We start from the raw sequence: 17219 nt of genomic DNA on the forward strand, positions 1-17219 counted from the left end.
TCTTTGGACTACCTACCTTGTTTTGGATTTATTCACCACTTTTTTATTAGGGATAAAAATAACCGATTGGAAAACACCCTCCTACAACTACCTAGTTAGCTTCTTGATCGTTTTTGTTTATTTCAAAATTCTGACATCCCCGTTCAAATTAGCACAGATTTTTTTGATAAACCTCGCTCTGGTCCCTTGCATGATTCTGCTGTTTATTTATGCTAAATACCTCTTGTCACTTTACCCATCAGGGGAATTTTCAAACCTATTTCATCTTGCTGTAATAGAAACCCTTAGAATTATTCAATTCCTTGGCGTAACCACGGCTTTCGTGATCCTTTTTCGGAAGTCGCAAACAAAAATCAATTACCAGAAACTTCTCCTCAACCACTTTAACCTCAAACTGAGTCCTCACTTTACTTTAAATAATTTTACACTACTGGCTTCCCAAATTTCAGGATCCAACCCGAAATTTTTTCTGGATTTTCTGGAAATGACCAATTTGCTCCGATATAGCTTTAAGGATCCAACTCAGCCCAGCTTCTTGAAAGAAGAAATTATGGCAGTAAATCAGTATCTCTACTTTCAAAAAAAGCGATTTCCAAAAAGTAATATTCATACCTTGATTGACATTCCGGATAATGTTCTGTCCTACCAATTTTCCAAGCTCTGTTTACTCACTTTTATTGAGAATATTTTTAATCACGGTAATTATACAGACTTAAAGCAGCCTTGCTATATCATAATAACCGCTAAACAAAATGGGGATTTTTTTCAGCTGATATTTTCCATCTATAATAAAATCGCTGCTGAAAAGGATTTGCCCCATACCGGTACTGGATCTGAGACGGCCTTTCAAATCTTGACACATGACTTTGGAAAGAATTTGTTTTTTTGCCAAAATAAGTCTGAAGAAGACTTTTCTCTTCTTATGGTAATTCAATTTGGAAACCAATATCAATGATTTGCCAGCAAGGAATAATTTCAAACGCCTTCTCCCTAAAGCAATTGTAAGTTTTATTAATCCGAAAATATGAAACCTAAATTCCTAAAAAAATTGTACCGAGTAGGGTTGATTGATGACGAGGAACACCCTTTAAAAGTCCTTTCCAACTTAATTGGCATGACTGAAAGATACAAGGTTTCGTTTACTGCCACTGAACCTATGATAGGATTGGAAAAAATCCTGAGGGGAGAGGCAGATATTCTTATTACAGATATCAGAATGGACCAAATTGGAGGATTGGAGATTTCCAGAAAATTAATGGAAACAGGAATTCCTGTAATTTTCTGCTCAGGGTATAGGGAATATGCAATTGATGCATTTAGAGTAAAGGCGATGGATTTTATTGAAAAACCACCTATTTACAGTTTAGTTTGTGAAGCCCTGGACAAAGCAGCTGAAAAATTCGATGATTATTCCATCACAAAGGGCTATTGTCTCAATGAGGTGATTTTTTTAAAAACCAAATTAGGTCCCCAAAAAAAAGCCCTTAAACCCTTACAGATTTTGTATATCGAACAAAAAGCCAAAGTAAGTCAAATTGTAATGGAGGATGGAGAAATAATAGAACACCCTAGTTCATTTAAGGAATTACTCGGCCAACTTCCCTTTCCCTATATCATGAGGGTTCACCATTCCTATGCGATAAATCTTCGCAAAATCAAGATTGTCAATCCCAAAGAATGTCAATTGGTTTCCGGTGAAATTGTACCCATTAGTAGATCTTACAAAATGAACCTAGATACCTTTATCGAAAGCAACCTACTTAACTTAGGAAGAACTTTAACTTCAGATCAGAGTGATCAAAATTCTTGATTTTTGTCACCTGAAACTGCCACTTTCTTGGCGCCCCCGCTCCCACGCTCCTCGGAATTTGTAATTCCGAGGATATATCATAGGATTTGCAATCCGAATAATAGAAAAGGATCGCAACTTAAGCGCTTGCCAAAATCGAAAATCATCATTGGGAATTCATTATTTTTTGGGGAGTTGGTTCCATTGAATTTTTGCCGACCTACTCGGCATAGGCACCTTGCCTCCAGCCACGACTAAGGCGTCGGGCAGACCCTCAGCTTTTTTCGCTGATACTAGTCAATCTTTTTTCAAAAAAAATCTCTCTAATCTCTATTCCCAGTTCCCAGTTCCCTGTTTTCAATTTAACAATTAAGCAGGTCAAGAATTGGGCAATTCTAGCATACCTCCTTGAAGTATTGCCACACTTTTTAGCATTCTCATTCTTGTGCCGAGCTTAGTAGGAGTATTATTTCTAGATTCATTAGTTGGTTAATTATACCGATATCTGGTTATCTGTACCCAAAATTTGGTCATTTTCATCACCTGACATAGGATTGGAAAAAACTTCCTCCTATGGACTTCATTTACCGATCCCCTTTATTTGATTTTAATATTTACAGCGATGAAGAGATTGAAAAAAATTGGAATTCAATTTTTGCTGCCATTCTAAACGCCTCTCCATCCCTGGCAGCTCAATTAGTCGGCAAAAAACCCGCTGAATTAGAAAACAAGGTGAGGAGAAAACTCCAAAAATACCTGATCAGAGGCCGATTTAGGCCAACTCCCTTTGGATACTTCGCAGGAGTAGGTCTTGGGGTTTGGTCAGATGATACCTGCATAGATAGAAAATCGAGTAAACGGTCGGTTGAAAGTTCAAGGACAATACCTTGTACTGAGAAACAGCTACTCATAGATGAATTTTTCTTCACAGAGGAAGTCGCTTTACGGCATGGTTACTTTTCCGCAATTACTTATTCACCCCAATCCAGATGGCAGGAGGTCAAAGTGAAGTATCACCCTGTTTTGGATCATATAATTCAGAGATTTAAAGGAACCCGCTTAAATTTTCAAACTTTCGATAAGGATTTGAGAAAAATCGACCCTAATTTTTCATCTGAAGATAGCATTCTCCTTTGGACCAAAATCAATGATTTGGGATGGGTATATCCAACCGAAAACAAACCATTGATCTTGGAGAATGGAGTGGATGTGTTCTTATGCGATAAATTTCAATTGGATAAAGAGATAGAGAAAAAACTCAGAGGATTTATCGAACAAGCGGGCAACTTATTTGTATTTGAAAAATCGCAGTATCTCACATCCTTCACCCAGTGGTTTGGCAATCAATTCGACGATAGATTCCTTTGCCTATCAGAATTAACCAAAAATCCTGCATTTCTTGGAAATTCCTTCTTCCAGAAACAAACCGAGTCGAATGACAAGCACCCTTTTTCATTTCAATCGGAATCATTCGATTTGAAGGGATTTCATGGAATTCAAAAACTGGAAAAAGAAATCCATGATGTACAAATCCTCTTTCGGCTGGACAAAAGCAATCAGCCTATTGTAGAGAATCTGGTTATAAATAGGCCTTTTGTTTACACGGGTAGATTCAGCAAAATCAGTGAAATAAGAGAATATACCAAGAAAATCAGAGATCAAATTTTTGTCGACCAAAATAAAATCTATGCACATCTTGAAATTCTGGAATCTCCAGAAATCAACTACATTTCAGACACCACTCCTTTGCTAAATTGGAAAATCAGCCCTTTTCTTTCTACTGACCAAAACGCCCTGTCATTTGGTGATTTATGGATCGGACAGGGGAATGATCGGATATTGCTTTTTCATAAAAAATCAGGAAAAGAGGTTGTTCCGGTGATTTTTCACCCACTCAACGTTGAGCAAATTACACATCCCACCCTTCGGTTGATTTGGGAAATAGCACATCAGAGAAGATATCGATTTCGCTATTATGATGAGAATCTATTGAAAGGTCAAGTTAAACTTCCGGAGCTTAAATGGGGAGACCTTTGCCTTCAATCAAAAAGATGGTTTTTAAAATGGGATACCTCCATGGAGCTAAGCTCACTTAAATCAATATTATTTGAATTAAAAATTCCTCCTATCATTTTGGCCGGTCTTATGGATAAGGAACTTCTACTAGATCTCCGAATGACAACGGACCTGGAAATTTTATGGGAAGAATTGCGGACAAAAGGAGAAATTATTCTCACAGAGGCAAAATGGTATGATGAAGACCATCCTAGAGGAAACTCAACACCATACCCACAATTTGTTTTTAGATATTCAAGGGAGAAGGTAGAGAAAGACAACCGTGATTATTTAAACCCCATTTTTTTTGCCGCGCAAGATGCAGTATATTTTTTATTACGAATTGCCCCCTTGGATTTGGAAGGGGTTTTAAATGATTTTGGGGACTATATGATCAGATCCCCTTTTGGAGGACATTATTCCCGCTGGTATTTTATCGTCTATAGCAAAAAATCACATTTGGAACTTAGAATCCGGTTTTTAGGTATTCCCAACCATCTTCACCATCGATTATTATCATGGTTTTATAATTTCGCCAAAAACCGAAATTTGAATTGGAGTTTAGGCAATTATTATCCGGAAATATCCAAATACGGGAAAAAAGGATATTCCATTTCAGAGCAATTATTCGGGATGGAAAGTGTTTTTTTGCTGGGACAAAAAAACTCGAATTCTTTCATTTTGGAGGACGCTAAAAGTAAAGAAAATCTTATCGTCGGAATATGGACTGACATCTTAAAAAGATCAAGGTTCATCAAAGCACATTTTTCTACTTTGAAAGAGCTGATTTATAATGTCGATTTTAAGGAGGAAAAATTAAACGATTGGAAAAAACGATTTACCATTTTGGATTTAAACCCAATACCAGAGGAATTTCCCCTCGAGTATTACAGGGCTATTTTCTTGCGACATCCAAGATTCAATAAATCGAGAAAAAAAGAATTTAATCTCATCATTAACCATATTCACATGATGTGCAACCGATTCTTTTTATTGGATTCAGCAATTCAAGAGAAAAAAATATGGTATGGACTCTATCGGCAGTTAGGCAAGTTCCTGTTCACCAAATCCCAGAACGCATTGGAATAAACTCCATTTTGATCAATCTCTGACAGGTTAAATTTCCCTGATTAGTATATCTAATCAATTTTTATTTAACTCCTCGGCTCATCGAGGCTGACTTCCATAGGATTCCCGGGCCGAGGTTGGGTTCTCTCCTCAGGACAGTATCATCCGATATTTGTTGGAAGCCGCCGAATTCCTCTCCATTTACATTGACCGTCAGAGAGTTACTCTTATTCCAAGACATATTTTGGTTTATTCATTTTTAACCGCCATTTACAATAAGTAAGCCTGGCAGGATTTTGTATAAAAAGCTGTTATAATCTGAGTTAAACTAGAAAAAAATATGTTTTTTGTTTAAAAAAGTTTTCTGTGAAAAATAATTCAAATTTTTTTAAACTTTTTTTGGGGGGAAAAAGACAATGTTGGCAAATAAAATTTGGCTTAAATTTCTCATATTTTGCTGTTTTGATATAATTTTTAAAAGTTAAAATGTCTTTTTAAAAATGGAAAACATGAAATATAAAATTTCAAAGCTGTACTTATACTTTTTATATATTTTTTTTGTTGAAAATACCAGTCAAAATAGGTTAAATGCATTTTATCACAGAATTAAATTTTGATAATCATTTTTTTATTAAAATAAAATACCCAGTTCTGGGTATTGACAGGAGATTATTAAAGAACTTTTATTTGCTGAAAATTAAATCCTGTCAGATGAAGAAAAATTATTGCTTTTCAATTGGCTTTTTAGCTTTAATGATCTTTCATATTGTTAGTTCTTTGGGATTTGCTCAAAGCTTACCTTCTGATGTAAGCTCCCAGATTAACAAAATCACTCCCAAGTCTGCTCAAAACTCACCCAATGCTGCCAGCATTCAGAAGTATGGGGATTTTAATGTCAATCTTTTCACAGGGACTCCCGAAATTTCCATTCCACTTTTTGAAATTGAAGCTGGTCCAATCAAAGTCCCTATTACCCTGAGCTACCATGCCAGTGGAATCCGGTATTCTGATCGGGCTTCATGGGCTGGATTGGGATGGACTGTACAGGTAGGAGGGCAGGTTACCCGAAATATTATTGGTAAACCTGATGAATCAAGTTTCTTAACTTTGAGCAATAATTATTCTGTTGATCCATTTGCTTATTGTGATAATATAGATTACAAGCAATACACGGCAGAAGGAAATAATGACCGTGAGCCGGATTTGTTCTCATATTCCTTTCCGGGAGGATCTGGAAGATTTTTATTGAGACAAAACGGTGAGTCTCCACTATTATTTCCAGAAAGTGCGATCAAGGTGGTCCGAAACCCTAATTATTTTGATATAACAGATACGAGAGGGCATCAGTATCGGTTTGGTAGCAATTGGGATAATTCAAAAAATGCCAAAGAATTATTAAGCAGCTCTACAGGTTCCACAAATCTGTCTGGGGTTGTGACTTGGTACCTACAGGAAATTAAAGCTCCAAATTCCGACGATTATGTCTCGTTTACTTATCAAAATGTAGGTACGGTTTATAGCACTGAGATTGAAACAAACATCACGCTTATGGATGAATGCAATACCTCAGATGCTGTATTATTACCTTGCCAAACTTACAATCCCGTCACTACACTGGTCCAGACCTACAGTTCAATTTCGCAATTCGGAGTTGAGGAAATATTCTTTAAAACCGGAAAAGTGGTTTTCGTTTTGGGAAATGATCGAACAGACTTACCTGGTAGTTCAGATGTGGAGCGACTACAAAGAATAGAAGTTTATTCCAAACTAAACGGGAATTATACCCTTGAAAAATCCTTTGTTTTTATGAACAACGGGAATTTCAAACTTGCTTCCAATAACGGGGATGCCAAATTAAAACTGGATGGGCTTGAAGTTAGAGACGGATCAAATACACTGATTCAAAAATATAATTTCACCTATCAGACCACTACATTTTCATGGGACCAGGTCACAGGCTCCCACCGTCGGGATTTGTTTGGGTTTTACAACGGAAAAACTTCCAATACCAATTTAATTCCCCAGGAGACAGTCCAATACCACCCTGTTACAAGTCAACCGCCTACAACAATTTCTATTGGAGGAGCAAACCGAACAACTGATACGACTTTTTATAAGCAAGGCCTATTGAAACGGATTACATTCCCCACAGGAGGTTATACCGAGTTTGAGTTTGAACCGCATAAATACTCGGATTTGGGAACCACAAAATATGGATCCGGTCTAAGAATAAAAAAAATCACCAAAAATGACGGGCAAAACAATTATTTCACCTTATACAAGTATGGCAATAATGAAGATGGGCTAGGTCACAAAAATCATGATGTAAGGAACTTTCATTTTTTAACTACCCAGTATAAGCGAGACATTGTACCCAATACTCCGAATCAAAGACAATATCGGGTAAGGTCTTGGGTATCAAATTCGGTAGTCGGTGCTGGATTTGATGACAGTCCTGTAGTCTATACCAAGGTAACGGAATATGCCAATGGTACCAATGCAAATGGAAAAACGATCTATGAATTTGATAATAATGTCTATATCGGTGATGGAGTTTACACAGTTCAGTTTTCTAATAAGACATGGAGAAATAAGAAAAGTTGGGAGAGAGGTAAGCTTACCAATATCAGTAAGTATGATAGTCAAAATAACCTGAAAGAATTAACAGAAAAGACCTATACGAAATTCAAGGGTCAATCTTTATTGGTAGGTCAGGCAGCTACCCAAGTCATATTGGGGGAAGAGGTTGGTAACTTTTTTCAGTACTGTACAGGTGGCGGGTATCCTTTTGATGGCTATCGGTATATGATTGCCAACATTTCCCAAGATGTAGGGGTCTATTTGGAGACCAGTAGCAAACAGACGCTTTATTATGGAGGTGAATCTATAGAAAAGAGAATAACTCGGGAATTCCATCCTACTTATTTACAACTCAGTCAGGAGGAGTCGAATACCTCCCCTAATCCGGGATTTACTCGTAATGTCATCAGATATAATTATGACATAATCAATCCGAGTTCATCTTACAGTGGTAAACCAGAAGCGCTAAAGCAACTTTTACTTAAAAATGTTTTAACCCCGGTAGAAGAATACACGGTGATTAGAGAACCCAGCAGACACATCAATGTCATCGCTGGAAAAGTAACAGAGTTTGCAATCATATCAGGAACCAATTGGTATCAGCCCAAAGATATTTATTTCTTGGAAACAGCCTCTCCCATAGGAACAACTAGTTACGCAACTGTCCAAACCTCTGGATCGACTAATTTAAGTCTTGACAGTCGATACAAGTTAAGAATGACCATGAATGGATATGATTCTAGGGGCAACCTGATTCAATATTCCCTGGCCAATGGAATGACAAATTCCTTTCTATATGCATATGATGGCAGTTATGTAATTGCCGAAGCCACGAATGCAGCGGTTGGAAAAATTGCATATACCTCTTTTGAAACCAATGAAAAAGGAGGATGGACTTACTCAGGTCCGGAATCTTCTGTAATGCTCGGCGAGGCCAAAACAGGAAGGAAAGTGTATTTGCTAAACAACGGCTCCATTACAAAGTCAAATTCAGGCGAATATAAACTGAGTTTCTGGGTGAGAAAGAATTCTTCTGCAACTCCAAGTTTGACGATAAATGGCAGTTCCTACTCAGGAACAATTGATAATATTTGGAGACTGGTTGAAATCAGTGGATCAGGAAATGTAACGATAAGCGGTTCGAATACCCTGGTTGACGAATTAAGGTTTTATCCTAAGATCAGTCAAATGATTACTTATACCCATAAACCTCTGACAGGTGTAAGTTCGCAAATGGATCCCAAAAATCAGGGATTGCATTATTATTATGACCCATTCGGAAGGCTTTCCACCATCAAAAATGATTATGGGCATATTCTAAAGCATTACGAGTATTCTTATATCGACCCCTAACAGCAATTAATAGAGGCCAAACCTTAGTGAAAATAATTTGGATAGGTTTTAAAGGGCATTTTATGATTAGAGTTCAGCTTTGATCATCCTTTTAATAATCAACCGAATCCAATCCTGAATAAAAAACAGAGAACAACCCTGATGAAATACAATCTTATGAAATCAACCCTGACACTCATTATACTCTATTTTACTTTTTCACTAGTATGCCATTCCCAAGTTTCAGCCCAGTTGGATACGCTGTCCAAAGCAGATCAAAAACTGATTGGTATTTGGAGGTATGATTTGGGCAACCAAAAACAACAAGCTGAATTACTGGATAAAGAAAAAAGCAAGGATAATACATCCCAAGAAAAACTATGGAAAAAGATTGATTCATGGTCTTGCTTTCTTGATGAAGAAAGAAGATATACGCTCTCCTGGGTGGAAAATGGGAGTTTGTTTCAGGAATTTGGTACTTGGGAGTTTGACCCCGAAAAGATGACGATTTCATTGATTGGAGAGGATACCAAAAAAGAATTCAGGGTGAACTTTGCCGAGGTAGGGATGATATGGATTCCGGAACCCAACTCAAGGGAAGATTTTAATATGCTTTTACTTAAAAAACTGGGCCAATGAAAAAATATATTCTTTTTCTCCTATTGATGGGTTTTTGCCAATTGCTTACTGCCCAGATCGTCGGAAGCTCTTCCTGTATGGATGTCATTCCCTCTGCTCCTTCCAAGGTGATTTATAGTAATACCCAAACTATTATGTCTGCCAACATTGCGCCTTCTGGCTTTTCTTATCGTTGGTATGATTCAAATGGTTCAACCCAAGTATCAACCAGTCAATTTTTCGCAACTCCGATACTTTATGCAAGCAAAACCTATTTCCTAGCCTATTACCACAATTCCACGGGATGCCTTACCGTAAAGGTGCCGATCCGCGTTGATTTATATCAAGAGGATAGAAACTGGGTTAGAGAATATGTAGCCAGAGATACGGTTGTTGCGGACTTTGGACTCCGAAACTCCTCACAAACCCAATCCTTTAAATCAACCACATACCATGATGGATTGGGTAGGGAAATCCAGCAAGTAGCCATCAAGGCAGGAAATACGGGTAGTGATATCATCACACCGATAACCTATGATTCTTATGGGCGGCCTTACCGGGATTATTTACCGGTCCCAAATAATTCTACTTCAATAGGATTGTTTAGACCCACCGCCACTAGCCTTCATAGCAGTTACTATAATACCACCTACAGTGACAGCAGGGGATATGCAGACAAAACCTATGAGGCTTCTCCCTTAAATCGGGTATTGAAGCAGGGAGTACCCGGGACTCCGTGGGTGGGTCATGAACTGGAGTTCATCGAAGGGACCAATTCATCAGGTGATAGTGTGAGGGTTTGGACTGTCGGATCGGCTGGACTACCGGAATCCACTGCAATTTTCCCCGCCGGTACACTTTCAAAAAACGAAACAAGGGATGAGGATGATCGTCGTGTGATTGAATATATGGACAGGCTGGGTAGACTAATTTTAAAAAAAGTACAGTTTTCTGATAACCCCACTTTGCATCATGACGGCTGGCTTTGTACCTATTATGTCTATGATTCTTTTGGTCGATTAAGGGTGGTCATGCCTCCTAAAGCAATCGGTACCTTAAGGAATTCGAATAAGTGGTACGGTTCCACCTGGAATTCATTAAAATTCAACCAATACTACTTGTATTCCTATGATGCCAGAGGAAGGGTGATTACCAAAAAGTTGCCAGGCAAGGCTCCAGAGGAATATGTTTATGACCTGCAGGATAGGCTTGTGGCCTCTCGGGACAGTCTATTGATAGTACAAGGCAAATGGCATTATCGTAAATATGATGCATTGGGAAGGGAAGTGATGACAGGACTGGTTGCCAATACTCAATCCAGATCATCTTTACAGACGGATTTGGATGGAATGGGATCAAACAATGCGGTGATCAATGCTACCTCTGGAAAAACCGGATCAACCAATGCCGGAGGTTTTCCAACCAGCAGTGAAGGTGATGTACTGACAGTTACCTATTATGATCATTATAATTTCAAAAAAAGTACCCTCAATTTCTCCCAATTACCCGGATACCCCGCCTCCAGTTCTCAAACCCATGGACTGGTGACCGGCAAGCTGGTCCGAAATCTGAGTTCAGGATTGCGGCATGAATCTGTATACTTTTATGACGCTCAAGGCCGCTTGATTCAATCACTTGAAGAACATCATCTGTCAGGTACTTTGAGGGCTTCGACCAAATTTGACTTTGAGAATAAACCCGTACAAACCACCAGCCAACTGACCGGTCCTTCCTCTCAGACCATCATCAAAGACTATCATTACAACAATGTGGGAATGATTAAAAAAATCACCCATAAAATCAATTCAGGCCCCACAGTTACCTTGGCGGAATTTAGCTATGATGAGCTGGGTAAACTGACCAACAAGGTTTTTCCGGTTGCGGCAAATGCCTCCACTTCGTTTACCTATAATATCCGTGGCTGGTTGAAAAAAATCAATAATCCGCAAACGGTGAATGGAACAGGAGCGGTATTTGCCCAAGAACTCTTTTACGAATCCGGGGGGACGAGTCCGCAGTTCAATGGGAATGTTTCCAAAATTGAATGGAAGGGAAAAGACGATATCAAGCGAATCTATAACTACACTTATGACCCTGTTAGTCGCTTGAAAACAGCCACCTACTCAGTTCCTTCTGCGACAAGCCAAAATGGGCGATATAATTTGAGTAATATCAATTATGATCAAAATGGGAATATCACCAGTATGAACCGATCCAACCAACTGACGGGTACTACCTTTGGATTGGTGGATCAGCTGACCTATACCTACCCCTGGAATGGAAACAAACTGACTCAGGTGGCAGATGCCATAAGCTCCACAAGCTACCTGTCCAAGGACTTTAAAGAGCGGAGCAGCAGCAGCTATACCTATGATAAAAACGGCAACCTGACCAAAAACCTCGATAAGGAAATCAACAGTATTACTTATAATCATTTAAATCTTCCTCAGGTGATCACCTTTACGGGAACCAATCGGAAGATAGAATACCAATATAATGCAGAAGGCATAAAGGTACGGCAGGTCAATACGAACGGTTCCACAGTCACCACCCTAAACTATCTTGGGGAATTTGTGCTGGAGGGATCTGCCATGAGCTATATACTTCACGATGAGGGAAGGGCGGCTTATGAAGGGGGAACCTATCACTATGAGTTCTTTATCAAAGATCATCTGGGCAATGTGCGTCAGGTGGTTCGGGCTCCGTTATCAGGAGCCAGAATCGCCACTATGGAGCCGGAGAAGGCAGAAGAAGAGGAGCAATATTTCCAAAACATCAAAGAATCCAGACAAGGTTCTGCCGAGCACAATAAGACACCCGGTGGATATGCCACAGCATGGCTCAATGCTGACCGCGGAAGGATCCTTGGACCATCCCGGAGCCAAGAAGTACAGGAGGGGGATAGCGTGGAACTTGGTGTATTTGGAAAATATGTAGACCCCAAGAAGTTCAGACTAAGTCCGGCGACCTTTGCCCGAACCGGGATGGACCGCAAGATCATCCGCACACTCGGGGAGTACGGGCAAAACCTGGCCGCCTCCCCCAACGAACTTGCGATAGCCAATGTCATTGCGCTGGTGATTACCGAACTTCAACAGAAACCTGCCCCCGAAGCTTACATGGGTTACGCTTTGTATGATGCCGATAGTAATCTGTACGAACAAGGAAAGGTAGTTTTGAGCAAAAGAGCCAGAAACAAGCATGAGGAACTGATTGAGAAGATCGCAGTGAGGAAGGATGGCTACATCGAAACATTCTTGGTCAACGAGACAAGTGAAAACGTCTGGTTCGATCAGTTCCGGATCATGAGTACTGGTCCCTTAATCGTACAGGAGACTCATTATGATCCCTGGGGTGTTGAACTAAGCGGATTGGGTTACCAATATGGCGGAATCAAAATAAATCCGTATTTATACAACGGAAAAGAGGCAAACGGCCACTTGGGAGTGAATATCTATGATTACGGGGCGAGGCTCTATGATCCGGCGATCGGTCGGTGGTTTGTGATCGATCCTTTGGCAGAAAAAATGACCCGCCATTCTCCGTTCAACTATGCCTTTGACAATCCGATCCGCTTTATCGATCCGGATGGGATGGAGCCTTACTCCGCGCTTGGGGAGGTAAAGACTTCCGGGGAGAGTATGAGTATGGAGGATGAAACCGAGAAAAGTGTGATGAATGGGGAGGAGTCAGGGGGTGATGAACCTGTTATGGTCAATATTGGTTACGGGGAAATTAGCTCTGATATGATTACCACAGGGATTGATTTTATGGGTAATTTTCAAAGTGCTAATTCAAATAAACCAAAGCTGACTGATGTTTCCGATAAATTTTATGATCAATTAAATAAAACAAATGAATTTTTTTCAAGTCAAGCGAGTAGATTTGAAAATCTAGCAAAAGAAAATGGGTGGAATAAATACGAGCTTTTGAAAGCAAAACTTGAGTTCTTTAAATCACAAGTTGGAACTGGAAAGCCATTTGATATTAAACAACCTGGTAAATCCTTCAGCCAAGAAGAAATCGGGTCAAAGGCTATATTTAATGGAAGTGAATACAATTTTGATGACTTTGGAAATATGAACTATGGACTGGCAGCAAGGGCATTTGGATTGAATTTGATTACAGCAATTGCAGGGGCTGGATATAACCAAACCTTTCAAACAAAAACCCCTGATTTTTCAAATCCATTGGGCTTTTTTGATCACAAAAGGGATACAATTATGATTATTAAAGGATTTTATATTCGGCCACAATGAGAAAAATTATATATATATTCATGATGTTATTAGTTTTAATGTCATGTAAGAAAAATACTCGGATCAAATTCAATGATTCAATTAATGAAGTATCAAGTTCAATGTTAAATATTGCTGATTTTATTGAGATGAATTCAAAGACAGGAATTAAAAATATTTTCGTTGACAACAATGATATTTTTTATATAAACAATACAAGTATTGGATTATTTAAGGAGTCAAATTCTGAGGATTTGGTGAATTTATTCAAAGGCAAATATACAAGAATCGAAATGGAGTTTCTTTTAAGAGATTTTAATCAATTAATGAGAAATGATATTTCATCCGTATTTATTGATCCCGTATATAACCAAATTTTTTTTACATATAACCGAAGTCCTGAAAATTCTTATATTCAAATGCGTTTATTAACATTTAATATTGACTTCGAGGGGTTTGATGATAATTTTGAGGTTCTAGATACCAAGGAAGACTTATTTTTAATTGCCCCAAAATAAAAAGAATAAGTCTGAAATATGAATTAGAGTTTTAGTCCATACTTGGAGTGGGGTATGATTGATTTTTTGGGAAGTCGTCTCCTAGACGTAATTTCATTTAGGGCCTTCTAGGAAAATAAAAACTGAGGATTTAGAGAAGTTAAGCTAGCTTTAAAATTTAGGAGGAAACAAGTGTAAGGAATTATGAAAAAGACGGCTAAAAGGCATGCCCATCGCTTAGCCTATACCAGCCAAAGCCAGCTTTCGTTCATCGGATTTGAAACTCTGTTTTACTATGGGTTATGAGCACAGGTCCGCTTATTGTCCAAGAAACGCACGGCGCCCGATGAGCTTGCCTCCAGAGGGAGGCGAAGCAATATCGGAAATCCCTGGGGTCTGGAATTGACAGGACTGGGATATCAGAATGGAGAGGACCGAGCGTTAAAAATCAGTCCGGTGGACTGATTTAGCGAGGGTCCAGCTTGCAGGGTGGGAGGAATTTTTATCTTTGTAATGAGGGCTAATCTAGCGAAGTGCCGGCTTGTAGGTCAGGTGGCAAACGGCCACTTGGGAGTGAATCTGTACGATTATGGAGCGAGGATGTACAGCCTGTCCCGATGAACTTGCCTTCCGATAGGAAGGTTAAGCGATATCGGGAACCCTGCCCCGATTCATCGGAATCAGATGGTTTGTGATCGATCCGTTGGCAGAAAAAATGACCCGCCATTCTCCGTTCAACTATGCCTATGACAATCCAATCCGATTTATCGATCCGGATGGGATGGAGCCATACTCAGCACTTGGGGAGGTAAAGACTTCCGGGGAGAGTATGAGCTCGGAAGATGAGACCGAGAAAAGTGTGATGAATGGGGAGGAGCGTGGAAGTCAGGATTGTGAAGGTTGTACTTCCTTGCCTGAGTTTGTGGTGGAAGCGCCCAAATTGGAAAAAGCAATTGCATTACCCCTCGTTAGTATTAGACCCGTTTTTACTTTGAATCCGGTTGCGGCATGGACTGGGATATCTATGGGAGCTACCTATTTAGCCTTTGATGCAGGAATTCGAATTGAGGAGACAACGATATCGATTGCGAGAGTATTGGAACGATTAGGATTTAATCCTAATGTTTTGGGGAAAAATCAAGTAGATTATGCACCTCCTCCTGGAGTATTGCCAGGATTTCCAGGAGCAACCCGAGTTAAACCTAAAGGGGGGAGGGCACGGTGGAGAACAAAAGATGGTGATATTTTAGAATGGGATTCGCAACACGGAGATGTTGAAGTTTATGATAAAAATGGAAAACATAAAGGATCTGCAAGGCCTACCGATCCTAATATATACAAACCTCAAGTAAAAGGAAGAAAAATAGACCCCTGAAATCATGAAAGTTAAACGAATCATATCTAAATATCATTTCAATAGTGAAAGTAGGATAGAGGAAATTATTTTACCAGAATTGGATATAAGGTGGTTGTCATCTTGTTTTAAACATCCTACCTCTGATAGTTTACTTTATAATTCATACCGAATTGGACCCAACGAATATAAAAAAATGATTGAAGTATTGGATATTAAATTAGATTTAGAAAATTTTGAGTATTTTCTGGAATCAGCTAGTTATTAATATAAAAATCATTAAATAGTTCATCTGAAAATACCTTATTGAAAAGATATGTCAATTCTAATAAGGTGTAGCAAATATTCAATATTCCTTAAAGTGTAAATCTAATTTTGCTGAGAAGGATATATAATAAAGTAAGTAAAAATACGTCCTGATATTCCGATGATTTATCGATCCTGATGGGATGGAGTCTTACGCTGTACTTGGGGTGGTAAAGACTTCCGGGGAGAGTATGAGCTCGGAAGATGAGACCGAGAAAAGTGTGATGGATAGGGAGGAGTCAGAGGGTGATGAACCTGTTATGGTCAATATTGGTTACGGGGAGATTAGCTCTGATATGATTACCACCGGGATTGATTTTATGGGTAATTTTCAAATTGAAGGTGTTGAAAAATCTAAAAATAAAGATTGTTGTGGGGATGAAAATAAATCCAATCAAAGGAGATCTCCAAATGAGATTTCAAGAGCAGAAAATGATGGTTATGGATATGCTGGAAATTCTAGAGAAATAAATGGAAAAACATACTATAAAATGTCAACAAGAGGAGGACAATTTTTTTGGGTTGATAATGCTTGGAATTCTCTTCCAAGTACATCATTTAATTTCTGGAAAACATATATGGGGGAAGATTTGCAAAAATATTTTCCAATTCTTCAAAATCCTCAAAATAGAAGTTCAATAAGTAATGTTGGAGTAAGTATTTTTGAAACGTTTTATCTTGAAAAGTTGATTCGTTGGCCGTTTCCTCTACCTATTTATGTTCCGCGAGAATTTATAAATAACGGCGAACCTCAGAAATTCAATCAAGAATAAATAATTTTATAAGAAAAAGTCATGCCTTTAATGCCCTGGAATAAAATTAGTTGGAAAACAATGATAAGTTTATCCTTGGTTTTCTTGTTGATTTTAATACTACTTATAATCCTATACAGGTAAATATCCTTTTGGATTTAAATAAAAAATCAATTTAAAGTATTGAATTTGGTTGAGCATACCCCTGCTGAGTGTAATTTTAAGTTGAATTTAAAATAGATATTGCCTAGGCGTAATTTGTAATTACGCATTCGTATCAATACAAATTTGTATGAGGGAAGGACAAGGTGTTAAGAATTCCGATAATGACCGGAATTAGCCTTAGGCTAGATTGTTGGGCAGACAAAATCACCCAGCGCCTACTTAAACTTCATAGGTGCTGATGAATACGATGCCGGGGTGGGGAAGAATCCTGGGCCCATCCCGAAACCAGGAAGTGCAGGAGGGGGATAGTGTGGAACTTGGTGTTTTTGGAAAATACGTAGAACCCAAGAAGTTCAGACTAAGTCCGGCAACCTTTGCCCGAACCGGGATGGACCGCAAGATCATCCGCACACTCGGGGAGTATGGGCAAAACCTGGCCGCCTCCCCCAACGAACTTGCGATAGC

12 protein-coding genes are annotated in these 17219 nt (G+C 38.9%); 11 read left to right on the forward strand and 1 reads right to left on the reverse strand.

The window, feature by feature from the left end; translation table 11 throughout:
* The first annotated feature begins 190 nt into the window (after positions 1-190).
* From BLQ57_RS21695 to BLQ57_RS14705, 3 genes are all read left to right on the forward strand, one after another.
* Positions 191-955: a histidine kinase gene (locus BLQ57_RS21695; RefSeq protein ID WP_217639529.1), complete on the forward strand. Its 765-nt coding sequence runs from the start codon at positions 191-193 to the stop codon at positions 953-955.
* Between the two features lie 69 nt (positions 956-1024).
* Positions 1025-1810, forward strand: a complete 786-nt coding sequence (locus tag BLQ57_RS14700) for a LytR/AlgR family response regulator transcription factor (protein WP_087940223.1) — start codon at positions 1025-1027, stop codon at positions 1808-1810.
* Positions 1811-2362: 552 nt separating this feature from the next.
* Positions 2363-4933: a lantibiotic dehydratase gene (locus BLQ57_RS14705; RefSeq protein WP_087940224.1), complete on the forward strand. Its 2571-nt coding sequence runs from the start codon at positions 2363-2365 to the stop codon at positions 4931-4933.
* 61 nt (positions 4934-4994) lie between these two features.
* Here the strand turns inward: BLQ57_RS14705 and BLQ57_RS21215 are convergent, their stop codons facing one another.
* Positions 4995-5153 (reverse strand): hypothetical protein, encoded by a 159-nt coding sequence (locus BLQ57_RS21215; protein WP_169712771.1) that lies wholly within the window; start codon positions 5151-5153, stop codon positions 4995-4997.
* A 470-nt stretch (positions 5154-5623) separates the two neighbouring features.
* On the opposite strand from BLQ57_RS21215, the gene BLQ57_RS14710 reads away from it, so the two are divergent.
* From BLQ57_RS14710 to BLQ57_RS14740, 8 genes are all read left to right on the forward strand, one after another.
* Entirely contained in the window at positions 5624-8845 is a 3222-nt protein-coding gene (locus BLQ57_RS14710; protein ID WP_139162750.1) for a hypothetical protein, read from the forward strand.
* Positions 8846-9001: 156 nt separating this feature from the next.
* Complete coding sequence (locus BLQ57_RS14715) at positions 9002-9463, forward strand: hypothetical protein (RefSeq protein ID WP_217639530.1); 462 nt, start codon at positions 9002-9004, stop codon at positions 9461-9463.
* Positions 9460-13701, forward strand: a complete 4242-nt coding sequence (locus tag BLQ57_RS14720; RefSeq protein WP_087940227.1) for a DUF6443 domain-containing protein — start codon at positions 9460-9462, stop codon at positions 13699-13701. Before BLQ57_RS14715 ends, BLQ57_RS14720 begins: the two co-directional genes overlap by 4 nt.
* Before the next feature lie 20 nt (positions 13702-13721).
* Positions 13722-14198 carry a hypothetical protein gene (locus tag BLQ57_RS14725; RefSeq protein WP_139162752.1) on the forward strand — a complete coding sequence of 159 codons (477 nt, stop codon included), beginning with the start codon at positions 13722-13724 and terminating at the stop codon, positions 14196-14198.
* A gap of 694 nt (positions 14199-14892) precedes the next feature.
* The gene (locus tag BLQ57_RS14730; RefSeq protein WP_087940233.1) at positions 14893-15552 is read left to right on the forward strand and encodes a colicin E3/pyocin S6 family cytotoxin; all 660 of its coding nucleotides are present in this window, start codon (positions 14893-14895) and stop codon (positions 15550-15552) included.
* 4 nt (positions 15553-15556) lie between these two features.
* Positions 15557-15799, forward strand: coding sequence for a DUF7683 domain-containing protein (locus BLQ57_RS21730; RefSeq protein ID WP_420835612.1), 243 nt, complete (start codon positions 15557-15559; stop codon positions 15797-15799).
* Between the two features lie 181 nt (positions 15800-15980).
* Positions 15981-16610 carry a hypothetical protein gene (locus BLQ57_RS14735; protein ID WP_092824145.1) on the forward strand — a complete coding sequence of 210 codons (630 nt, stop codon included), beginning with the start codon at positions 15981-15983 and terminating at the stop codon, positions 16608-16610.
* Between the two features lie 391 nt (positions 16611-17001).
* The coding region (locus tag BLQ57_RS14740) for a hypothetical protein (protein WP_139162753.1) at positions 17002-17219 on the forward strand (218 nt) is incomplete at its 3' end.

Source organism: Algoriphagus faecimaris, assembly GCF_900101705.1.
In the GTDB taxonomy this organism is placed as follows: Bacteria; Bacteroidota; Bacteroidia; order Cytophagales; family Cyclobacteriaceae; genus Algoriphagus; species Algoriphagus faecimaris.

Coding starts and splice junctions, on each gene's coding strand:
- BLQ57_RS21695 (WP_217639529.1), top strand. CDS start 191: ATGATTCTGCTGTTTATTTATGCTAAATACCTCTTGTCACTTTACCCA.
- BLQ57_RS14700 (WP_087940223.1), top strand. CDS start 1,025: ATGAAACCTAAATTCCTAAAAAAATTGTACCGAGTAGGGTTGATTGAT.
- BLQ57_RS14705 (WP_087940224.1), top strand. CDS start 2,363: ATGGACTTCATTTACCGATCCCCTTTATTTGATTTTAATATTTACAGC.
- BLQ57_RS21215 (WP_169712771.1), bottom strand. CDS start 5,153: ATGTCTTGGAATAAGAGTAACTCTCTGACGGTCAATGTAAATGGAGAG.
- BLQ57_RS14710 (WP_139162750.1), top strand. CDS start 5,624: ATGAAGAAAAATTATTGCTTTTCAATTGGCTTTTTAGCTTTAATGATC.
- BLQ57_RS14715 (WP_217639530.1), top strand. CDS start 9,002: ATGAAATCAACCCTGACACTCATTATACTCTATTTTACTTTTTCACTA.
- BLQ57_RS14720 (WP_087940227.1), top strand. CDS start 9,460: ATGAAAAAATATATTCTTTTTCTCCTATTGATGGGTTTTTGCCAATTG.
- BLQ57_RS14725 (WP_139162752.1), top strand. CDS start 13,722: ATGATGTTATTAGTTTTAATGTCATGTAAGAAAAATACTCGGATCAAA.
- BLQ57_RS14730 (WP_087940233.1), top strand. CDS start 14,893: ATGACCCGCCATTCTCCGTTCAACTATGCCTATGACAATCCAATCCGA.
- BLQ57_RS21730 (WP_420835612.1), top strand. CDS start 15,557: ATGAAAGTTAAACGAATCATATCTAAATATCATTTCAATAGTGAAAGT.
- BLQ57_RS14735 (WP_092824145.1), top strand. CDS start 15,981: ATGGAGTCTTACGCTGTACTTGGGGTGGTAAAGACTTCCGGGGAGAGT.